General features: G+C 45.0%; 20 protein-coding genes and 1 other RNA gene. 10 read left to right on the plus strand and 11 right to left on the minus strand.

All coding sequences use genetic code 11. The annotated features are described in order from the left end of the window. Nucleotide 1 precedes the first annotated feature (1 nt). From B7360_RS01815 to metK, 3 genes are all read right to left on the minus strand, one after another. Nucleotides 2–499, minus strand: a complete 498-nt coding sequence (locus tag B7360_RS01815) for a SprT family zinc-dependent metalloprotease (RefSeq protein WP_053807737.1) — start codon at nucleotides 497–499, stop codon at nucleotides 2–4. Between the two features lie 68 nt (nucleotides 500–567). Continuing rightward, nucleotides 568–1365, minus strand: coding sequence for a DUF2189 domain-containing protein (locus B7360_RS01820; protein ID WP_005393959.1), 798 nt, complete (start codon nucleotides 1363–1365; stop codon nucleotides 568–570). A 381-nt stretch (nucleotides 1366–1746) separates the two neighbouring features. Then, nucleotides 1747–2901: a methionine adenosyltransferase gene (metK, locus tag B7360_RS01825; RefSeq protein WP_005381027.1), complete on the minus strand. Its 1155-nt coding sequence runs from the start codon at nucleotides 2899–2901 to the stop codon at nucleotides 1747–1749. A gap of 315 nt (nucleotides 2902–3216) precedes the next feature. On the opposite strand from metK, the gene tkt reads away from it, so the two are divergent. Continuing rightward, nucleotides 3217–5211: a transketolase gene (tkt, locus tag B7360_RS01835; RefSeq protein WP_085342622.1), complete on the plus strand. Its 1995-nt coding sequence runs from the start codon at nucleotides 3217–3219 to the stop codon at nucleotides 5209–5211. 93 nt (nucleotides 5212–5304) lie between these two features. Here tkt and B7360_RS01840 read toward each other — a convergent pair whose 3' ends face one another. Then, nucleotides 5305–6198, minus strand: coding sequence for a LysR family transcriptional regulator (locus B7360_RS01840; RefSeq protein WP_085342623.1), 894 nt, complete (start codon nucleotides 6196–6198; stop codon nucleotides 5305–5307). A 140-nt stretch (nucleotides 6199–6338) separates the two neighbouring features. Here B7360_RS01840 and B7360_RS01845 point away from each other — a divergent pair, with 140 nt between their 5' ends. The 5 genes from B7360_RS01845 (at nucleotide 6339) to mscS (ending at nucleotide 13313) form a co-directional block, all read left to right on the plus strand. After that, nucleotides 6339–8297: a ligand-gated channel protein gene (locus tag B7360_RS01845; protein WP_005393952.1), complete on the plus strand. Its 1959-nt coding sequence runs from the start codon at nucleotides 6339–6341 to the stop codon at nucleotides 8295–8297. Nucleotides 8298–8428: 131 nt separating this feature from the next. Continuing rightward, nucleotides 8429–9466, plus strand: coding sequence for an erythrose-4-phosphate dehydrogenase (gene epd / locus B7360_RS01850; RefSeq protein ID WP_085342624.1), 1038 nt, complete (start codon nucleotides 8429–8431; stop codon nucleotides 9464–9466). Between the two features lie 153 nt (nucleotides 9467–9619). After that, nucleotides 9620–10780 carry a phosphoglycerate kinase gene (locus tag B7360_RS01855; RefSeq protein WP_005393948.1) on the plus strand — a complete coding sequence of 387 codons (1161 nt, stop codon included), beginning with the start codon at nucleotides 9620–9622 and terminating at the stop codon, nucleotides 10778–10780. Between the two features lie 154 nt (nucleotides 10781–10934). Further along, a complete protein-coding gene (gene fbaA, locus B7360_RS01860; protein WP_005393947.1) occupies nucleotides 10935–12011 on the plus strand; it encodes a class II fructose-bisphosphate aldolase in 1077 nt (358 codons plus the stop codon). Nucleotides 12012–12446: 435 nt separating this feature from the next. Further along, nucleotides 12447–13313 carry a small-conductance mechanosensitive channel MscS gene (gene mscS, locus B7360_RS01865; protein WP_085342625.1) on the plus strand — a complete coding sequence of 289 codons (867 nt, stop codon included), beginning with the start codon at nucleotides 12447–12449 and terminating at the stop codon, nucleotides 13311–13313. A 46-nt stretch (nucleotides 13314–13359) separates the two neighbouring features. Here the strand turns inward: mscS and B7360_RS01870 are convergent, their stop codons facing one another. Together B7360_RS01870 and B7360_RS01875 are read right to left on the minus strand one after the other, a co-directional pair. Then, a complete protein-coding gene (locus B7360_RS01870; RefSeq protein WP_074191803.1) occupies nucleotides 13360–13842 on the minus strand; it encodes a YbaK/EbsC family protein in 483 nt (160 codons plus the stop codon). Between the two features lie 19 nt (nucleotides 13843–13861). Next, a complete protein-coding gene (locus B7360_RS01875) occupies nucleotides 13862–14491 on the minus strand; it encodes a LysE/ArgO family amino acid transporter (protein WP_065646102.1) in 630 nt (209 codons plus the stop codon). Nucleotides 14492–14637: 146 nt separating this feature from the next. Here B7360_RS01875 and B7360_RS01880 point away from each other — a divergent pair, with 146 nt between their 5' ends. Next, nucleotides 14638–15534 (plus strand): LysR family transcriptional regulator ArgP, encoded by an 897-nt coding sequence (locus tag B7360_RS01880; protein WP_046875104.1) that lies wholly within the window; start codon nucleotides 14638–14640, stop codon nucleotides 15532–15534. A gap of 227 nt (nucleotides 15535–15761) precedes the next feature. Further along, the gene (locus B7360_RS01885) at nucleotides 15762–16454 is read left to right on the plus strand and encodes an oxidative stress defense protein (protein ID WP_005393939.1); all 693 of its coding nucleotides are present in this window, start codon (nucleotides 15762–15764) and stop codon (nucleotides 16452–16454) included. A gap of 67 nt (nucleotides 16455–16521) precedes the next feature. On the opposite strand, the gene serA is transcribed toward B7360_RS01885, so the two are convergent. The 5 genes from serA to B7360_RS01910 form a co-directional block, all read right to left on the minus strand. Beyond that, a complete protein-coding gene (serA, locus tag B7360_RS01890) occupies nucleotides 16522–17754 on the minus strand; it encodes a phosphoglycerate dehydrogenase (protein WP_005393937.1) in 1233 nt (410 codons plus the stop codon). A gap of 273 nt (nucleotides 17755–18027) precedes the next feature. Further along, complete coding sequence (gene rpiA, locus B7360_RS01895) at nucleotides 18028–18684, minus strand: ribose-5-phosphate isomerase RpiA (protein WP_005380982.1); 657 nt, start codon at nucleotides 18682–18684, stop codon at nucleotides 18028–18030. Nucleotides 18685–18737: 53 nt separating this feature from the next. Next, nucleotides 18738–19337 (minus strand): 5-formyltetrahydrofolate cyclo-ligase, encoded by a 600-nt coding sequence (locus B7360_RS01900; protein WP_085342626.1) that lies wholly within the window; start codon nucleotides 19335–19337, stop codon nucleotides 18738–18740. 5 nt (nucleotides 19338–19342) lie between these two features. Beyond that, nucleotides 19343–19527, minus strand: a non-coding RNA gene (ssrS, locus tag B7360_RS01905) — 6S RNA. A gap of 8 nt (nucleotides 19528–19535) precedes the next feature. Continuing rightward, a complete protein-coding gene (locus B7360_RS01910; protein ID WP_005393932.1) occupies nucleotides 19536–19844 on the minus strand; it encodes a cell division protein ZapA in 309 nt (102 codons plus the stop codon). A gap of 249 nt (nucleotides 19845–20093) precedes the next feature. Here B7360_RS01910 and B7360_RS01915 point away from each other — a divergent pair, with 249 nt between their 5' ends. Together B7360_RS01915 and ubiH are read left to right on the plus strand one after the other, a co-directional pair. Then, nucleotides 20094–20672 (plus strand): YecA family protein, encoded by a 579-nt coding sequence (locus tag B7360_RS01915; protein WP_005393931.1) that lies wholly within the window; start codon nucleotides 20094–20096, stop codon nucleotides 20670–20672. Between the two features lie 23 nt (nucleotides 20673–20695). Continuing rightward, complete coding sequence (gene ubiH / locus B7360_RS01920) at nucleotides 20696–21874, plus strand: 2-octaprenyl-6-methoxyphenyl hydroxylase (protein ID WP_085342627.1); 1179 nt, start codon at nucleotides 20696–20698, stop codon at nucleotides 21872–21874. Nucleotides 21875–21905: the final 31 nt, after the last annotated feature.

A 21905-nucleotide genomic window follows, 5' to 3' on the forward strand; every position in this document is an offset into this window, starting at 1 on the left:
ATTACGATAACTGAATGCCCGTGAAGTTAAGTGGTTGGCGGCATTTCTGACAAGAGTACGTCGCCTCTTTGCGCAGCACTTTATTATGACGGCGAATTGATAGAGGGTAGGTCATACAACCACAACGATACTCAAAGGTTTTACCTTGAACGGATTTTACTTCAAAGCTGTGAGTGGTTTTGGCTGGCACTTTAAATACGGCTTCCATGACACCTTGCCATTCTTTGCCGTGAGGCCTAACTCGTCCGTAAACCTGATAAGTAATCAGGTGTGCTACCTCATGAGGAATGACTTCATCTAAGAATGCTTGGGTGTTTTCGCGAAATAAAACGGGGTTTAGGCGAACTTGATTTAATTGAAGGTAGGCTTTTCCTGCCGCTTTCCCGCGGACGTTGAAGGTGATTGTTGGAATAGGGAAAGAACGTTTGAAAGCTTGCTCTGCCATCGCGATGCAGTCCGCCATCACTTGCTTGGCTTTATAGCTTAGTTCTATATCCACAATTCACCTCGATAAATCAAATAAAAAAGCCCCCGCATTTGCGAGGGCCAGATCATAGCATCAGTTAATTACGGAGTGTGTTTTTTCTTGATGGTGGCATGGTAAGCATGCCATGTACCGTAGCCTAGAATTGGCATGGTAAACAACATTCCGATCCCGTACGTTGCAAAGCCGATAAGAATACCGCCGCAGATGATCGCCGCCCAAACAATCATCGCTGGAATGTTGGATTTCACCGCATTAAAGCTGGTAAATACAGCGGTCATCATATCCACTCGACGCTCCATCATGAGCGGAATAGAAAAGGCTGAAATGCTAAACACCACACAAGCCAAAACAAAGCCAACTAAAGATCCTATGACAAGGAAGGGTAGGAACTCACTTAAAGATGCCCCTTGAACAGAAGGGTAAAGCGCATGAAGTAGAGCGGCAATGCGCATCCAAAATATCATACACACTGCGAGTAACACGGCGAATGCCCATTGAGATGTTGAGTTACGACCGATCGCTTTCATTGAATGGAACAAGCTAGCTTTGTGTCCGCGCTCTCTCTCCCAACTGGCATCATACAAACCGAGCGCGAGAAACGGACCAATTAACATATAAACAATCAAACTGGGCATGACGACCAAGTGTGTGCCCTGCCATTGTACGAGCAAAACAATACCTATCGCAGCCGCCATAAAACAGATGCCATAGAAAGCACTGATGAGGGGCATTCGCACGAAATCATGCAGACCTAATGCGAGCCAATGAAAAGGTGCAGAAAGATTGACCGTATTGCACGGTATGGTTCTGGCGTATTCGTTATCTGGCACTTCCTTTCGCTTGTTGTGGAAGTCCGATGGATTAACAGTTCGAGGCATAACTCCTCCTTGATTTATTCCCACATTATCCGCTTATACCAACTGACAGCGGTTTTTGTTCAGTCAAACTTGAAGCGACTTTTTCAAGCTTACTTCTGAGCATTGGCTTAGTTTGGTATCGGCCATAAAGATGCCTGACTCGTGTCTTTCGTAAGTGTTGCTGCCACAGTCGCCAGCATCCGACGTCTCTATTTAAATTGGAATTAACAATATTTTAACTATTGGCGGAGATGGGATAATTTACAAATAATTGCTGAAAATTTATTCGGTATAAAAATGAGGGAAAAACACGACTACTTCGTGAGGCTGGGCGGTATGAGCTGAAATGGCTGGATAAAAGTTGCTGAAAATAAAAAGCCCCCGCCATAGGCGAGGGCTTGATTATTTGATGCCAGCGAAATCGCGTAGAAGTGCAGCTTTGTCTGTCGCTTCCCACGGGAATTCTTCACGACCGAAGTGACCGTAAGCCGCTGTCTTCTTGTAGATAGGTTGAAGAAGATTAAGCATTTCTTGTAGACCGTATGGACGTAGGTCGAAGAATTGACGAACCGCTTCAATGATGATGTCGTGAGATACTTTCTCAGTACCGAATGTTTCCACCATGATAGACGTTGGATCAGCAACACCGATTGCGTAAGAAAGTTGGATCTCACAACGGTCAGCCATACCAGCCGCTACGATGTTTTTCGCTACGTAACGTGCTGCGTATGCTGCACTACGGTCAACTTTTGATGGATCTTTACCAGAGAACGCACCGCCACCGTGACGAGCTGCGCCGCCGTAGGTATCTACGATGATCTTACGACCTGTTAGACCACAGTCACCCATAGGACCACCGATTACGAAGCGACCCGTTGGGTTGATGAAGAAGTTTGTTTCTTTGTTGATCCACTCAGAAGGTAGCACTGGTTTAATGATCTCTTCCATTACCGCTTCACGCAGGTCTGAAGTTGAGATTGAATCACAGTGTTGAGTTGAAAGAACAACCGCGTCGATACCAACGATGTTACCTTGATCGTATTGGAATGTTACCTGAGATTTTGCATCAGGACGCAACCAAGGTAGTGTACCGTTTTTACGAACTTCTGCTTGCTTTTGAACAAGACGGTGAGAGTAAGTAATTGGCGCTGGCATTAGTACTTCAGTTTCGTTACAAGCGTAACCAAACATGATGCCTTGGTCGCCTGCACCTTGTTCTTTAGGGTCAGCTTTATCAACACCTTGGTTGATATCTGGCGACTGTTTACCGATTGTGTTTAGTACCGCACAAGAATCTGCGTCAAAGCCCATATCTGAATGTACGTAGCCGATTTCACGAACGGTTTCACGAGTTAACTCTTCGATGTCTACCCATGCTGAAGTCGTGATTTCACCACCCACCATTACCATACCGGTTTTAACGTAAGTCTCACATGCAACACGAGCCTTTGGATCTTGCTCTAGAATCGCGTCAAGAACCGCATCAGAAATCTGGTCTGCAATTTTATCTGGATGACCTTCTGATACTGACTCAGAAGTAAACAGGTGCTTAGCCATGTTAGCTCCACTATATCTGGTTTAAAACTGGGGAATGATAAACTCTCCAGCGCAAATTAATACTAATTTTTGTAGGTGTATCTACATCTAGACGTCTATTCTAAATTTGATTGCTCGAATTACAAGCTCTTTTTTGGTTTTTGTTATAACCAAACGTTTGCCTGATTTATTGATAATTTTAAGAACTTCGAACGATTTGGCGCGAAAGGTGCAATATTTGTGAGGTTTTGGACTGGAAAACGTTTGCACACCCAAGAGGGCTTTGAGAGAATTATGACCTACTTTTCGTTTCGCTTAATGTACTCAGGAGCAGACATGTCGTCTCGTAAACATCTTGCCAATGCAATTCGTGCTCTAAGCATGGATGGTGTTCAACAAGCTAACTCAGGCCACCCAGGCGCACCAATGGGTATGGCTGATATCGCTGAAGTTCTTTGGCGCTCTCACCTAAACCACAACCCATCAAACCCAGAGTGGGCCGACCGCGACCGCTTCGTGCTATCAAACGGTCACGGCTCAATGCTTATTTACTCTCTACTGCACTTAAGCGGTTATGAGCTATCTATTGACGATCTGAAAAACTTCCGTCAATTGCACTCAAAAACCCCAGGTCACCCAGAGTACGGCTACGCGCCTGGTATCGAGACAACAACGGGTCCTCTTGGTCAAGGCATCACTAATGCTGTTGGTATGGCTATCGCAGAGAAAGCACTAGCGGCACAGTTCAACAAAGAAGGTCACGACATCGTTGACCACTTTACGTATGTGTTCATGGGTGACGGCTGTCTGATGGAAGGCATCTCGCACGAAGCATGCTCTCTAGCAGGTACGCTAGGTCTAGGCAAACTGATCGCGTTTTGGGATGACAACGGTATCTCTATCGACGGTCACGTTGAAGGTTGGTTCTCTGACGATACACCTAAGCGTTTCGAAGCTTACGGCTGGCACGTAATCCCAGCGGTAGACGGTCACGATCCTGAAGCAATCAACGCAGCGATTGAAGCGGCTAAAGCGGATCCTCGCCCGACTCTAATCTGTACTAAAACAATTATCGGTTTCGGTTCTCCTAACAAGTCTGGTTCGCACGACTGTCACGGTGCGCCATTAGGTCACGATGAGATTCAAGCGGCTCGCGAATACCTAGGTTGGGAGTACGGTCCATTTGAAATCCCTGCAGATGTTTACACTGAGTGGGACGCAAAAGAAGCAGGTGCAGCGAAAGAAGCGGCTTGGAATGAAAAGTTCGAAGCATACGCAGCAGCTTACCCTGCAGAAGCAGCAGAGCTTAAACGTCGTCTAAACGGCGAACTTCCAGCGGAATGGGAAGAAAAAGCGAACCAAATCATTGCTGATCTTCAAGCAAACCCAGCGAATATTGCATCACGTAAAGCATCGCAAAATGCACTAGAAGCGTTTGGTCAAATGCTTCCTGAGTTTATGGGTGGTTCTGCTGACCTAGCGCCTTCTAACCTGACCATGTGGTCTGGTTCTAAGTCTCTAGAAACGGATGACTTCTCTGGCAACTACATCCACTACGGTGTACGTGAATTCGGTATGACCGCTATCATCAACGGTATCGCATTGCACGGTGGTTTCGTTCCTTACGGCGCAACATTCCTAATGTTCATGGAATACGCTCGTAACGCAATGCGTATGGCTGCGCTGATGAAAATTCAGAATATCCAAGTGTACACGCACGATTCGATCGGTCTTGGCGAAGATGGCCCAACTCACCAACCTGTTGAGCAAATGGCATCTCTACGCGTAACGCCAAACATGAGCACATGGCGTCCGTGTGACCAGGTTGAGTCTGCCGTAGCATGGAAACTAGCGATTGAACGTAAAGATGCACCAACAGCACTTATCTTCTCTCGTCAAAACTTAGCGCAACAAGATCGTACAGCTGAGCAAGTAGCGAACATCGCGAAAGGTGCTTACATCCTGAAAGATTGCGAAGGCAAGCCAGAGCTAATCCTTATCGCAACAGGTTCTGAAGTTGAGCTAGCAGTAGAAGCTGCGACTCAACTAACGGCAGAAGGTAAGAAAGTACGCGTGGTTTCAATGCCATCAACGGATGCATTTGACAAGCAAGACGCTGCTTACCGTGAAGCCGTTCTACCATCAGACGTAACAGCTCGTATCGCTATCGAAGCAGGTATTGCAGACTTCTGGTACAAGTACGTTGGTTTCGACGGTCGCATCATCGGTATGACGACATTTGGTGAATCTGCACCTGCTGGTCAACTATTCGAGATGTTTGGCTTCACGACTGAAAACGTAGTGAACACAGCAAAAGAATTGCTAGCGTAACTGCTAGATTGTCTCAATAGTCCGAACGTAAAGGACGACTGTTAGATACTAAAGTTGGAAAGGCCATCATTGCGATGGCCTTTTTGTTTTTTGTCAGGTTTTCCAACCTTGTGGAATGCTTTGGTGAATACAGTCTAAAAGTACGGATAAGCGCAGTGGTGGTCTTCCTGTAGGCGTATAGCAGTTAATGGAGATGGGCTCTGAAAGCCAACCTTCTAAGCAAGGTGTGATTCGACCCGGATGATGTTTCTCGTAGCCGCTTGCTGTCCAAGTTGGCAGCAGTCCAATACCATGACCATTCGCGATGCTGTCGATCTGCATTGCGATGTTGTCGCTGTATAAGCGACTCACAAATGGCTCTAAAAAGAACTCACCGTGTTGGGGGTGTGAGAGCATCAATCCATTTTCTTGTACCGAGCCAAAATCGATCCACGGATGCGCTTCAAGCTCTTTGGGGTGCAGGATCGAACCGTGTTGTTCAAGATAAGCTGGAGAGGCAAAGGGCGTGTAACGAAATGAGCCTAATACCTCTTTGCGCCAATCGAGATCTTTACGCTCACCGAGCCAGATGAACAAATCTGGGTCATGGTGCGCTTCAGAAAAGTCACTGGTAAGTTGAACCCTAACGTCAGGATTATCGGCAAGAAAACCGTTGAGCACACCACCTAGCCAACTTCTAACTAATGCTGTGTGACAAACAATATGCAGCGGCCCTGAAACTTGGTTTGTTAAACCTTGAAGCGCGTCATAACTCTCTTCACTGAGCTCAAGAATCTGGCGACTGTAGTGGGCAAAAATTTCTCCCGCTCTTGTCAGAACTAATCGGTTACCTTGTCTTGCGGTTAGAGCCTGACCGAAATCTTCTTCTAATTGTGCTAAGCGACGACTCAGCGTTGATTTAGGCTGGTTAAGGGCCTTGGCAGCGGCGGTCAAACTCTTATGCTGATTGAGCGCATCAAAGGCTCGAATTGATGCTAAGTCGTGCATATTTCATTTACTCCTTACTGCGTTATGCACGGGTTCCATAAATGGGAAGAACCGTTCCATAACTCTCACTATGCATCTCATTCTATTTGTGAATAATTCACTTTCGAAAATAATAATCATTATCAATTATGGAGATGTAGATGTCTACTCTTAGACTGCCAGTTATTACTGCAACTGGTATTTTAGCCTTCGTCAGTGTTCCTCATGTGTTTGCCAATGATGCGGTTTCTAAAATGGAAACAGTGGTTGTAACTGCATCAAGTTATGAGCAATCTCAAGCGGACGCGCCTGCAAGTATTAGTGTGATTTCGCGTGAGGAGTTAGACTCTCGTTATTACCGCGATGTGACTGATGCACTAAAAAGTGTGCCTGGTGTCGTCGTAACAGGTGGTGGTGACACTACCGATATCAGTATCCGTGGTATGGGTTCTAAATACACTTTGATACTGGTCGATGGTAAACGTCAAAGCACACGTGAAACTCGCCCAAATAGTGACGGCCCTGGTATCGAACAAGGCTGGTTACCCCCTCTTCAAGCGATTGAGCGAATTGAAGTTATCCGTGGTCCAATGTCGACGCTTTATGGCTCTGATGCGATTGGTGGTGTAATTAACGTGATCACGCGAAAAGACGCGATGGAGTGGACAGGTAATGTTCAGTTAGGCACGGTTCTGCAAGAAAACAGTCGCTCGGGCGGAGAGCAAAGCGCGAATTTCTTCGTCAATGGGCCGCTAGCCGAAAATCTATCTCTCCAAGTATACGGTCAGTATACCGCAAGAGAAGAAGACGATATTGAATACGGTTATGAAGATAAAGATATGCAAAGTATCTCTTCAAAACTGACCTACCAGATTAATGACCGCCATTCTGTGCAACTAGAGGGTGGCACATCGGCACAAAGTCGTCGCGGTAACGTTGGCCTTTCCGTACCAACGACGGGTTGCCGAAGAGGTTGTGAGGATTCACTCAACGAATATCGTCGTAATTATGTAACGCTAAGTCACAATGGCGACTGGGACTCGGTTGGCATCTCAGATACTTACTTACAACGTGAAGAGAGCGAGAACAAATCTCGTGAGATGACGATCACCAACACCACGTTCAAATCGAGCTTGGTGACTGGTATTGGAAACCATACGTTGACGACTGGTGTGGACGCCACTCATGCAGAGCTTGAGGATTTCACCTCCAACAAAGCGTCATCGAAGACCGAAACATCGAATACGCAGTGGGCTGTTTTCATTGAAGATGAGTGGAGAATCGCCGATCCGTTTAGCGTTACGCTTGGTGGTCGTCTAGATCATGACGAAAACTATGGTGCGCACTTTAGTCCGCGTGTCTATGGTGTATGGCGAGTTGACCCATCTTGGACTGTGAAAGGCGGTGTGGCAACAGGTTTCCGTTCTCCGCAATTACGTGAAATTACTCCTGGTTGGGCGCAAGTCAGTGGCGGCGGTAATATCTACGGTAACCCAGACCTTGACCCTGAAACGTCGCTAAACAAAGAAATCAGTGTCTTGTATCAAGGTGACTCTGGTTTAGATGTCTCTTTGACTGCGTTCCATAATGAGTTCAAAGACAAGATCACACGTGTTGTTTGTCCAGATACCATCTGTACAGATGGACCAAACCAATGGGGTGCAGATCCAACGTACCGCATTAACGTGGACGAAGCGGTCACACAAGGTATTGAAGCGACTTTAGCATCGCCATTAACGGAAACCATTTACCTCAGCTCGAGCTACACATTTACCGACTCAGAGCAAAAAACAGGTGAATACAAAGGCATGCCGCTGCAGCAGTTACCAAAGCATTTGTTTAATGTGGATGTAACTTGGCAAACAACAACAGATCTAGAAAGCTGGGCTAAAGTCACTTACCGAGGTAAAGAAATGGATCCGGTTACTGGCCCATCAAGAAACAGTATTGTAGAGCCTGCTTATACCTTTGTGGACGCTGGTGTGACATACCAGTTAACCGATAATACTCGTATTAAAGGCGCGATCTATAACTTGCTGGATGAGGAAATCAGTTACGAAGAATACGGATATGTCGAAGATGGTCGTCGCTACTGGTTAGGTTTAGACGTCGCATTTTAATTATTGTTGTAATAAGGCCGAGCATTGTCTCGGCCTTTTTTAATCCTGCTTTACTATGATTCAACAGGTGCGTTTTTCAGCCTGATCAGGTAGTATCTGTGACACGAAATTTTTGGTAGGGCGAAGGATAAATGCTAAAGGTTGCGATCAATGGATTTGGACGTATAGGTCGTAATGTTCTGCGAGCCGTGTATGAAAGCGGAAAACATCAGCAGATCAAGGTTGTGGCGGTTAACGAATTAGCGCAGCCAGAAGCGATGGCGCACCTACTGCAATATGACACTAGTCATGGTCGCTTCGGTAAAAAAATCTCCCACGACCAAGAACACTTGCATGTTCATCATGACAGCGGCGAATATGATTCTATTCGCATTCTTCACCTCTCTGAACTCGAATTACTTCCTTGGCGCGATCTAGAAGTCGATATTGTTTTGGATTGCACTGGCGTGTTTGGTTCACAAACCGATGGGCAAGCGCATATAGAAGCTGGCGCGAAGAAAGTGCTGTTTTCACACCCGGGCGCAAGCGACATAGATAATACGATTATCTATGGTGTGAACCACGAAACTCTGAAAGACGAGCACCGTGTTGTCTCCAATGGCTCTTGTACTACCAACTGTATCGTTCCCATCATTAAAGTGTTAGACGAAGCCTTCGGTATTGAGTCCGGTACCATAACCACGATTCACTCTTCCATGAACGATCAGCAAGTAATCGATGCGTACCATAACGATCTACGCCGTACCCGCGCAGCGAGCCAATCTATTATTCCGGTTGACACCAAGTTGCATAAGGGGATTGAAAGAATCTTCCCGAAATTTTCCAACAAATTCGAAGCAATTTCTGTTCGTGTCCCAACCGTTAACGTCACCGCAATGGATTTAAGTGTCACAATTAATACAAATGTGAAAGTTAATGACGTAAATCAAACCATTGTTAACGCATCTCAGTGTACATTACGTAACATTGTTGACTATACTGAATCGCCACTCGTTTCCATCGACTTTAACCACGACCCCCATAGTGCGATTGTAGATGGAAGCCAGACTAGAGTGAGTAACGGGCAACTCGTAAAAATGCTCGTTTGGTGCGACAACGAATGGGGCTTTGCTAACCGGATGCTGGATACTGCCTTAGCAATGCAAGCTTCTTCTCAAGTGGAGCAGTAATGACGAAGAAGTGATGGAGAATTTTTATTTCAAGCCTTGAAATAAATCCATGATATCTCCATATCATCTATAACCAGTTTGAAGAATTAACAGGCTTGGCAGGGTTGCCGAGTTTTCAAAAACTTTAATTATCAATATTTGAGAGGACACATCATGTCTGTAATCAAGATGACTGACCTGGATCTTGCAGGTAAACGTGTATTTATCCGTGCTGACCTAAACGTGCCAGTAAAAGACGGTAAAGTAACTTCAGATGCACGTATCATCGCATCTCTTCCAACTATTAAGCACTGCCTAGAAGCAGGCGCTAAAGTAATGGTTACGTCTCACCTAGGTCGCCCAACTGAAGGTGAATACGCTGAAGAGTTCTCTCTACAACCAGTTGTTAACTACCTAAACGACGCACTAGATTGTGAAGTTAAGCTAGCAAAAGACTACCTAGATGGCCTAGAGCTAAACGCTGGTGAACTTGTTGTTCTAGAAAACGTTCGCTTTAACAAAGGCGAAAAGAAAAACGACGAAGAGCTATCTAAGAAATACGCAGCACTATGTGACGTATTCGTAATGGATGCATTCGGTACGGCTCACCGCGCTCAAGCGTCAACTCATGGTGTTGGTATGCACGCACCTATCGCTTGTGCTGGCCCTCTTCTAGCAAACGAACTTGAAGCGCTAGGTAAAGCAATGGACAACCCAGCTCGTCCAATGGTTGCTATCGTAGGTGGTTCAAAAGTTTCTACTAAGCTAACTGTACTTGAGTCTCTATCTAAAATCGCTGACCAACTTGTTGTTGGTGGTGGTATTGCTAACACATTCATCGCAGCTGCTGGCCACAACGTTGGTAAGTCTCTATACGAAGCGGATCTAGTAGACACTGCTAAGAAACTAATGGATGAGTGTGCAATTCCAGTAGCAACTGACGTTGCATGTGCGAAAGCATTCGACGAAAACGCAGAAGCAGAAATTAAACACGTTTCTGAAGTACAAGACGACGACATGATCTTCGACCTTGGCCCAGATTCAACAGCTGAACTAGCAGAAATCCTTAAGAACGCGAAGACTATCCTATGGAATGGTCCAGTAGGCGTATTCGAATTCAAGAACTTCGAAGCAGGTACTAAAGGTATCTCAGAAGCTATCGCAGCATCTGAAGGCTTCTCTGTTGCAGGTGGTGGTGACACGCTAGCAGCTATCGACAAGTTCGGTATCAAGGCTGACGTTTCTTACATCTCTACAGGTGGCGGCGCTTTCCTTGAGTTCGTAGAAGGTAAAGTTCTTCCAGCAGTAGAAATGCTAGAAGCACGCGCTAAGTAATTAAAGCAAAGCGGGGGAGTGATTCTCCCGCTTTCTTGTTTGCTGCAACGTGTGAGGAACTCTGCTAGAATAGCCTCAGTTGTGAGCAAACGTTTGCAAGATTTTCAACTTAACAAGTTTTGTTTAAAAACGACAGATAAATAGGATTACATCCATGTCTAAGATCTTCGACTTCGTAAAACCAGGTGTTATCTCTGGCGATGACGTTCAGAAAGTATTTGAAGTTGCAAAAGAAAACAGCTTTGCACTTCCAGCAGTAAACTGTGTGGGTACTGACTCTGTAAACGCAGTACTTGAAGCAGCTGCAAAAGTTAAAGCTCCAGTTATCGTTCAATTCTCTAACGGTGGCGCTGCTTTCTTTGCTGGTAAAGGTCTAAAACTTGAAGGTCAAGAGGCTCAAATCCTAGGTGCTGTTGCTGGTGCGAAATACGTTCACGCTGTAGCTGAAGCTTACGGTGTACCAGTAATCCTACACACTGACCACGCTGCTAAGAAACTACTTCCTTGGATCGACGGTCTACTAGACGCTGGTGAAGAGTACTTCGCGCAAACTGGTAAGCCACTATTCTCTTCTCACATGATCGACCTTTCTGAAGAGTCTCTAGAAGAGAACATCGAGATTTCTGCTAAGTACCTAGAGCGCATGGCTAAAATGAACATGACTCTAGAAATCGAACTGGGTTGTACTGGTGGTGAAGAAGACGGCGTAGACAACTCTGATATGGATGCGTCTGAGCTATACACTTCTCCAGAAGACGTTGCATACGCATACGAGAAACTAAGCGCAATCAGCCACCGTTTCACTATCGCAGCATCTTTCGGTAACGTACACGGCGTGTACAAGCCAGGTAACGTTGTTCTAACTCCAACTATCCTACGTGATTCTCAAGCGCACGTTTCTGAGAAATTCGGTCTTCCAGCGAACTCTCTAAACTTCGTATTCCACGGTGGTTCAGGTTCTTCTCTAGAAGAAATCCGTGAGTCTATCGGTTACGGTGTTATCAAAATGAACATCGATACTGATACACAGTGGGCAACTTGGGATGGTATCCGTAAGTTCGAAGCTGAAAACCACGATTACCTACAAGGTCAAATCGGTAACCCAACTGGTGAAGATGCGCCAAACAAGAAGTACTACGATCCACGCGTATGGCTACGTGCTGGTCAAGCTTCAATGGTAGCTCGTCTAGAGCAAGCATTTGCTGACCTAAACGCAGTTGACGTACTATAATCGTTACTGATTAAGTTACTTAAAAACCCGCTTTTTGAGCGGGTTTTTTTATGTCTATCATTTCGCCCCTATGTTTCTTTCCCTGTTTTCCTATTGATATCTTTATGCGTCAGGTTGTATTTTTCTGGTGGGATGTTCCCCCTTTAACGTTTTTAAATAAAAACATAGGAATATCAGTCATAGGAGTGGCGAAATAAGAGTGCATTGCGTAACCTGTAACAAGCCAATATCAGAAAACTCTGATAAAGTCTTGTTTTGCATATCTTTGCGAAACTCTGACTTTGAAAAAAGTCAAAGTTGGGATATTGTGCCAAAAATCTGACACTGTTCAGTGGGGCAATAGGGATGTTGTTTTAGAAAAGAGCCTTTAAAAAACAAGGTTCATAAATTAACGGCAATTGGATTTATATATCTTTATTTTTGAGGATAAGAATTATGGTAGGTGAATCGGTGGGTATCGATACCACTTTAACGGATGGTCTAACTCAGGCTGAAACTTGGCTGACAAACAACTCAGATCTACTGGTTCAGTACGGTGTGAACATTATCTCTGCGCTGCTTATTCTGTTTATCGGTAATATTATCGTTAAAGCAGTCGCTGGTAGTGTTTCTAAAGTACTAGAAAAGAAAAACATGGATAAGGCTGTCGTTGAATTTATTCACGGTCTTGTTCGTTACTTGCTATTTGTAATCGTACTTATCGCCGCTCTTGGTCGATTAGGCGTTCAAACCGCTTCAGTCGTGGCTGTAATCGGTGCGGCAGGTCTTGCTGTTGGTCTTGCGCTACAAGGTTCACTATCAAACTTTGCAGCTGGTGTACTCATTGTTGCGTTCCGTCCATTCAAATCTGGCGACTACGTAGAAATTGGCGGTGTAGCGGGTAGTGTTGAAGCAATTCAAATCTTCCAAACTGTTCTAAAAACACCAGACAACAAGATGGTTGTTGTGCCTAACTCGTCAGTAATCGGTGGTGCAATTACTAACTACTCTCGTCATGCAACGCGACGTGTCGACCTAGTGATTGGTGTGTCATACAAAGCGGATCTTAAATTAACGAAGAAAGTAATTCGCGAGACGCTAGAAAAAGATCCGCGTATCTTGAAAGATCCTGATATCACAATCGGCGTACTTACGCTGGCAGACTCTTCAGTAAACTTTGTGGTTCGCCCATGGGTGAAAACTGCAGATTACTGGGGCGTATACTTTGATGCAATGCAAGGTATTAAAGAAGCATTGGATGAAAATGGTATCGAAATTCCATTCCCACAAATGGATGTTCATCTGAACAAAATCGACGCTTAATACAAGCGGTAGATATTCGAAAGCGAGGCCAATTGGCCTCGCTTTTTTATATCTCATAAAGAATGTGATTACCGGCAAGCAATAGACGTTTTAGATGTTTACCTGCAAAGCCAAAGGTGAATTCAGGCAATCCTGGCGTATAGAGCAACTCTTCGTGTTGATACAGGGTTGTATCAACAATGAGCGTGACATATTCAGGTAAGCCAATCGGACATACCGCTCCAGGCAAACAACCTAATACTTCGACCATTTCATCGTCGTCACAAATTGAGGGGCGTTTGCCTGTGACGGCTTTTATTTGTTTGGCATCGAGGCGAGAGTCTTTTTCTGTTAGATAAATTGCGTAGCCTTGCCCTTTAAGTTTTAAGAAGAGGCTTTTGGTGTGCGTGCCTGTCCATCCAAGCTCGGACGCAATTCTTATATCCGTGTCAAAGTCTAAGATGGCTTCATGCTGCCATTCCCGAAAAGGAATAGAGAGCGCGTTGAGTCGCTCTCTATTGATATCATAGATACGCTTTAGTGACTCCATGTCTTTGTTGTCCTGTTGATTACCAGTACTTTTCAATAAGTTCACTAGCTAAAATATACGCTATCGTGAACATCATTACTGCGACCGCGATGTCGATGCCTTTTTTCACTCTTGGCTTTGATAGGGTAGGGCCTAGTTTTGCGGCTCCTATCGACAAGGTATAGAACCAAACAAAGGAAGCCATCATCGTACCTAGTGCAAAAGCAATTCGGTCATGGCCTTCAAACTGTCCACCAATAGAGCCCAGAATAACGACTGTATCTAAGTACAAATGTGGGTTAAGTACAGTGACGGCTAACGCGCCTAATATGACCGTTCGACGACCACGAGCGACGACTTCACCTTTTGATTCTGAGTCACTGTCTGACTTAAACGCGCTCTTAAGTGACAGTAATCCATAAAAGCTCAGGAAGGCAATACCACCAAGGGTCACCGATGTTAGTAAGATTTCATTTTGAGACAAAATCGCACCACCACCAAAGATACCTAGAGAAATGAAGATCATATCTAGGATGCTACAAATAGTGGCAGTCGTCAGGTGATGATTGCGCTTTATGCCTTGATTTAAGACATACGCATTTTGTGCGCCGATCGGAATGATCATTGATGCCCCTAAACCAAATCCTTGCAATAGAACCCACAAGCTCACACTTCACCTCACTTCAAAATAACCAATAAATGCTCAGAAGAGTGAAAGATAAAGAGTTTATCTAAATAAGTATAATTAATGATTTTAATATTATATTAGCCAAGCTAATTTAAGGGTCGATGTTTTATCAGGAGAGGAAGAGCAGGATGAGAGGGTTGGACTATAAATGGATTGAGGCATTAGATGCCGTGGTTTATCAGGGGAGCTTTGAGCGTGCAGCTGAGCATTTATTTGTCTCGCAATCAGCGATTTCTCAACGTATTAAACAATTAGAAAAGTTTCTCGCACAACCCGTTTTGGTTCGTAGTCAACCACCCAAGCCAACGCCGATTGGTAAAAAGTTATTAGGCCTTTATCGTCGAGTGCGCTTACTCGAGCATGAAATTCTGCCCGAACTCAAGAATGATACCAGTACTCGACCTGTACAACTCTCTTTGGCGACCAATGCTGATAGCCTTGCTACTTGGCTACTGCCTGCACTGCAAGATGTCATGAAGCAGCGTCAAGTTGAACTCAAACTCACTATCTACGGTGAATCTCGTTCCATCGAAAAGCTAAAAAGTGGCGAAGTGACGGGGGCGATCAGCTTAGAATCCCAGCCGATACCTGGCTGTAGAGCGGATTACTTGGGACGTGTTGATTACGTTTGTGTCGCGAGTCCGGAGTTTTATCAGCGTTACTTTGCTCAAGGCGTCAATAACCAGACTTTGGCCAAGGCGCCGGCCGTTTCGTATGATCAATATGATGACCTACATAAAACCTTTCTTACCGAGCATTTCAATGTCAGCCCTGATAGCGTCATTCACCATAACATCAGCAGCTCTGAAGCGTTTCTAAAAGTGGCGTTAGCTGGTGTAGCCTATTGCTTAATCCCTCGTTTGCAAATTACCGACGAGCTAGAGCGTGGCGCGTTGGTTGATGTTACTCCCGGTTTTTTAATGTCCCATCGGATTTATTGGCATCATTGGCAACTGGAAACGGGGGTTCTACAAGAAATCTCACACGCGATAGTCGGGTATGCTCAGCGACACTTACCTCAATAAGTTCATTGTCGCATCGATGGGTTCATTGCCGACAGAGTGTTTCGTTGAAAAATTACGCCAATGTTACATAGTCAAAGTTGTGTTAGAAGTCATTCTGAGTGCTTGGATAATCGACAGAAGTTTCTATTATGAAACCATACACTTTCTCAGTAGTGATAGTTTTGTCTGAATCTTGAGCCTCTCTGCTGAGAGTAAGTACTTTATTTTTGTATGGATGGATTTATTGAATGAGACTGTATTCATTTTTGCTGGCTTCTGCACTCAGCCTTACTAGTGCTTCAGTGTTGGCGAACTCGCCTGAATTTGCTCACGTAACGACGACTGGTTATGGTGAAGTTATTGCTACACCAGATATGGCGACGTTTTCTGTAAAAGTGGTAGACACGACAATGACTGCTGAACAGGCCAAGCAGTCAGTAGACAAAACCGTTGAGCAATTTCTGAAAAATTTGTCTGATGCTGGCTTATCAAAAGACAATGTTACCAGCTCGAATTTATACCTTGCGCCTCAATACCACTACCCTAAATCAGGCAAAGCAGAGCTCGTTGGTTATCGCGCTTCTCGTAGCATTGATGTGACGGTTACGGATCTAAAAAACCTAAACCAGTACCTAGATATGGCGTTAGAAGCAGGGATTAATCAGGTTGATAATATTCAACTTAAGGTAAGCAACCAGGCTGAGTATCAGCAAAAGGCACGCATGGCGGCTATCCAAGATGCGCGAGAAAAAGCAGCGTCACTGGCTACTGGCTTTGAGAAAAAATTGGGTGATGTCTGGCAGATCAATTACAGACAGATGCACGTTCAGCCAGTTCTAATGCGCTCGATGGCGATGGACAGTAAAGAAGGGGCAAACAGCTACCAGGATTCTACCATGATTATTCGCGATCAAGTTGACGTGATTTACAAGCTGAAGTAATACTGGGTGCAAAAAGAAAAGGCAGGGTATTCCCTGCCTTTGTTATTTCTGCTTCACAAATTAGTGATTAGTGAAGGATACGAGCACGGATAGTGCCTTCAATACTTTTCAGTTTCGCTAGTGCTTCTTCTGAGCGCTCGGTTTCAACATCGATCACTACGTAGCCGATTTCAGCGGCTGTTTGTAGGTACTGTGCGGCAATGTTAATGCCGTCTTCCGCGAAGATGGTGTTGATCTGAGTAAGAATACCAGGACGGTTTTTATGGATGTGAAGCAAGCGAGAGCATTCACCACCGTGCTCTGGCAGTGACACCTCTGGGAAGTTTACGCTTGAAAGCGTAGAGCCGTTGTCAGAGTACTTCGCCAGTTTTCCTGCGACCTCAACACCGATGTTCTCTTGTGCTTCTTGCGTTGAACCACCAACGTGTGGAGTGAGGATGACATTATCGAACTTCTGTAAAGGAGATTCGAACGGGTCGGCATTCGTTTTCGGTTCTGTCGGGAATACATCAATCGCAGCGCCCGCAATATGACCTGCTTCTAAACTATGGCAAAGCGCTGGAATATCCACGACAGTGCCGCGTGCTGCATTAATAAAGATTGAGCCTGGCTTCATGCGAGCAAACTCAGCTTCACCCATCATATTTTTTGTTTCTGGCGTTTCAGGAACGTGCAGAGAAATTACGTCACACTTGTTTAGTAGTTCACTCATGGTATGTACTTGCGTCGCATTACCAAGGGACAATTTGTTCTCGATGTCGTAGTAGTAAACGCGCATACCTAAGTTTTCGGCAATAATACCTAGCTGCGTACCAATGTGGCCGTATCCGATAATGCCAAGACGTTTGCCACGTGCTTCGTAAGAGTTGTCAGCACTTTTCTTCCAAATACCGCGATGTGCAAGCGCATTCTTTTCAGGAATGCCACGCAGAAGTAGTAGGATTTGACCAAGTACCAGCTCCGCCACACTGCGTGTGTTAGAGAACGGTGCATTAAACACAGGAATGCCGCGTTTTGCTGCTGCGTCTAGGTTTACTTGGTTAGTACCGATACAAAAACAGCCAATTGCAACCAGTTTATTCGCCGCATTGATTACCTCTTCGGATAGGTTCGTACGGGAGCGAATACCGATGAAGTGCACGTCTTTAACCGCTTCAATCAATTCTTCTTCCGGAAGGGAACCTTTATGGTACTCAATGTTGGTATAACCAGCTGCTTGAAGAACTTCAACTGAAGAAGGGTGGAGTCCCTCTAACAAGAGGATCTTAATCTTTTCTTTTTCCAGTGAAACTTTGGCCATTTTTTCTCGTCCTTAAAATGGAAAGGTGGGCTAATGTGGCGCACATTGGGCAAAACTATTAAAAAGGGGATAATTGATAGTTTTGTAGGAGGACAAACGTTTCCTTGTGCGTCTTCTGTTCAATAAAGTAACAAAAAAAAATTGCTTTGGGTAAGAAAATTACGGAATAAGAGATAATTTTCTTAGAGAAAGGAATAAAAAACGGTGCCTTGCAGCACCGTATGTAATGAAATAACAGAAAAGTGAACCAGATAGGTCGATTTGAGCTGTTATTTATTCTTCAATTTTTGCGCCTTCTGGTGTACCTGTGATTACGACGTCAGCACCACGGTGAGCAAAAAGACCCACAGTCACCACACCCGCGATACCGTTGATCTTGTCTTCCATTTCTTTCGGGTTAGTAATCTGCATGTTGTGTACATCCAAAATTACGTTGCCGTTGTCAGTCACAACGCCTTCACGGTAAGCCGGGTCACCACCCAGTTTTACTAATTCGCGCGCAACGTAAGAGCGTGCCATTGGGATCACTTCTACAGGTAGTGGGAACTGACCTAGTACGTCAACTGCTTTGGTGCCGTCAACAATACATACAAACTTATCAGAGATTGCTGCGACAATTTTCTCACGAGTCAGAGCCGCGCCGCCGCCTTTGATCATTTCACGTGCTGGGTTAATTTCGTCTGCGCCATCAACATACACATCCAGCTTCATTACGTCGTTACACTCGTATACTTCAATACCAAGCTCTTTAAGGCGCTCAGTTGAAGCGACAGAGCTAGACACTGCACCTTTAATATCGTCTTTGATAGTGCCTAGTGCATCGATGAAGTGATTCACGGTAGAGCCAGTACCAACACCGACAATGCTGCCTTTCTCAACATATTTTAGTGCTGCCCAACCAGCCGCTTTTTTCATTTCATCTTGAGTCATGCCAATCTCCTGAATAGATGTTCGTTAACGTTTGCGGGCGTGATTATAGCGGCTTACTTGCCACTTTCCCATTGCCATATTCGGCTTGGGGTCACGATCTTAGGTAATGGAATGTCCCAGCTTTCAATTGGTAAGCGTTCTACATGTTGGCAGTCGTGAGCGATACCAACAGGCTTGGCACCTTCTCCGGTTATAAACCAATGAGACAGGGTACGGTCATAATACCCTCCGCCCATGCCTAAGCGGTGGCCGATGCTGTCGAATCCAACCAAAGGTGTACAAATGATATCAAGTTGACGAACGGGCTTGAGGTGGCGGATGTCCAGTTTGGGCTCTAAGATGCCGTATTTGTTGTAGACCAATTGATCATCACTTACGTACAGAAGAAACAGTAACTGACCTTTGGAAAACGGATGGATGACAGGTAGATAAACCGATTTTCCCTGTTGCCACAACCATTCAATGAGCGGCTTGGTATCAAGTTCACCGTCAGCAGAAAGATAAATAGCAATATACTGTGCTTGCTGGATTTCAGGAAGTTGAGAGAACTGAGTGACAAGGTCGATCCCCGCTTGGAATTGCGTATCGCTACACAATGCGTTGCGCTTTTCACGAATCAGTTTGCGGAAGTCTTGTCGAGAGAGGTCTGACATAGAGAGAATACCCCAGGGTGCCGTTGAGGATTGTGGCCCTTGAACCAGCTGGTTCAAGGCGGATCAGCAATGACAACCGTAGGCTTCTCGGTACATGCCGAGCTTGCTCAATAGTTACCAAATACTAACCCTTAGGTATTGCTTATCGGCTCAGGGACTTAAATCCTGCTGACGCACACCCCAGGGTAAATTTTGTATTTACTGCTGTCCTTGCGTAACTTTGCTTAGTGCGTTCTCAAGAGACGCAGTGAGCTTTTCCATTCGCTCAGTAATTTCTTGCTGTTGACCGTTTGATTCGTATGACTTGGTGTGCAACTCATAACAAATATTCAATGCAGCGAAGGTCAGCAGTTGGATTTCATTGGTTACCTTAGTACGTTCGCTCATTTCTTTCAATCGGCGATCCAGATCTTTTGCCGCTGCAACAAGAGACTCTTCTTGTCCTGTCGGACAATTTACTCGTGTAACTTTGCCTAATATTTCAACGTCGATCGCTTGATTGCTCATGATGAATAAACTCTATATTCGCGCTATCTAAGGTGTTGCTTCATACAACTACCGAGGAGCAAACTATAGGAAAACCGCTATTAAGATTCAAGCATTTCCCATCACAGAAAGAGAAATGATGACGAGATCACACAGGAATTGGGCAAATTGAGCAAATGCTGTTCAAAATTGAATTTGATAGCCGTTTCAGACCACTAACCTTGATGGTAGGATATACCAATACATTATTATGCAAGAATGAGCCAAGTTATGAGTGAAATCACCCTTCCTGAATACCAATCTATTGCTGCTGAACTGCAATCTGCAAGCCTAGCAGTAACACCTGCGGAATTACATGGCTTATTTGTCGGCATGTTAAGTGGTGGATTGGCGATTAATGATCAAACTTGGCAGCCTATTCTGTTTGACTACACCAATGATGGCATGGGTTGGCCTTCTACTGCGCTAGCTTTTGCTCAAAGCGTATTCACCGTTACTGTCAATGAACTCACGGGCACGTCGATGGAGCTGTCTTTATTATTGCCAGATGAGCCGGGAGAAGAAGGCTTATTCACGTTGGCTGACAGCGTGTCCGATTTCGTAAACCACTTTATTTCTGGGTTAGGTCTAGCAGGTGTTGCGCTAAATAAAGCGTCAGATGACGCTAAAGAAGCATTGGCTGATCTAGAAGAGATTGCCAAATTAGGCATTGATGAAGATGATGACCTCGGTGAACAAGCGCAATTGCTAGAACAAGTGATTGAACACATCAAAGCTTGCGTACTAACGATTCATGCTGAGTTTGGTGTTCGCCCTGAAAGTAGCGATAAAAAGCCTACTATTCATTAATCGTAGATGGTCCAGAGGTTAGCATGAAGCAATATGATGTAGTCATTGCTGGTGGTGCCATGGCTGGTGCAACGTTAGCATTGGCGATTGACCATTTGTCCCAGGGAAAGCTCCGCATTGCCGTCGTTGAGCCTTTTAAAGCGCAGTCAGATATGCACCCTGGTTTTGACTCTCGCTCAATCGCATTGTCTTACGGTACTGTCAATCTGTTGCGTCAACTACAGCTCAGGACTTCATTAGAACCGTTTGTCACACCTATTGAACATATCCACGTTTCTGACCGCTCTCATGCTGGGATGACGGAAATTACCAAGCAAGAGATTGGCGTTGAAGCACTAGGGTATGTTGTCGAATTAGCCGATGTTGGTCGCGTATATCAAGAATTATTAGATAGCAGCGCATCCATAACGCTGTTTTGCCCTGACTCTGTTACCGATATCGAGCGCGAGCAAGACTGTACCCATATTACGTTGAAAAGCGGTGAGCAGCTTGACGCAAAACTGTTGGTGGCAGCCGATGGTGCTGTTTCAACCTGCTGTCAGAAAATTGGTTTAGAGCTTTCTGAGCAAGATTTTGAACAAGTGGCTGTCATTGCCAATATTGTGACTCAAGAACCTCATCAGGGTAGAGCCTTTGAACGTTTTACTGAAAATGGCCCTGTTGCTTTATTGCCAATGAGTGACAATAGAATGTCCTTAGTTTGGTGTCTGCACCCTGAGGAAGCCCAAGCAGTTCTTGAGTTATCTGACCAAGCATTTCTCCAACGTTTACAACAAGATTTTGGCTGGCGTTTGGGCGCGATGAAAAAAGTGGGACGACGTGCGAGTTACCCATTGCTTCTTCGCCATCGAAAGCAAAATATCTCTCATCGTTTTGCGATTGTTGGGAATGCGGCGCAAACGCTGCATCCGATAGCTGGACAAGGTTTTAATCTTGGTATTCGCGACGTTGTCTCGCTAGCAGAAGAAATCGTGCAGCAAAGCGATGATGTTGGTCTTTATCAAGGCTTGATGCGCTTTAGTCAGCGTAGAGAGGCAGACCGAAGCGAAACGATCTGGCTAACCAGTGCCTTAGTGCATATTTTTTCAAATGATTTACCCGCGATGCGAATTGGGCGAAATACAGCCTTAGCAGCGATGGATAACCTTTCTATTTTTAAGCAGCCGCTACTGCGCCATACGCTTGGTTTGGTAAAACGATGAACGGCCGCACTGAATTAGGTAATAAAAAGCA

The organism is Vibrio sp. ArtGut-C1, assembly GCF_002105475.1.
GTDB lineage: Bacteria > Pseudomonadota > Gammaproteobacteria > Enterobacterales > Vibrionaceae > Vibrio > Vibrio diabolicus.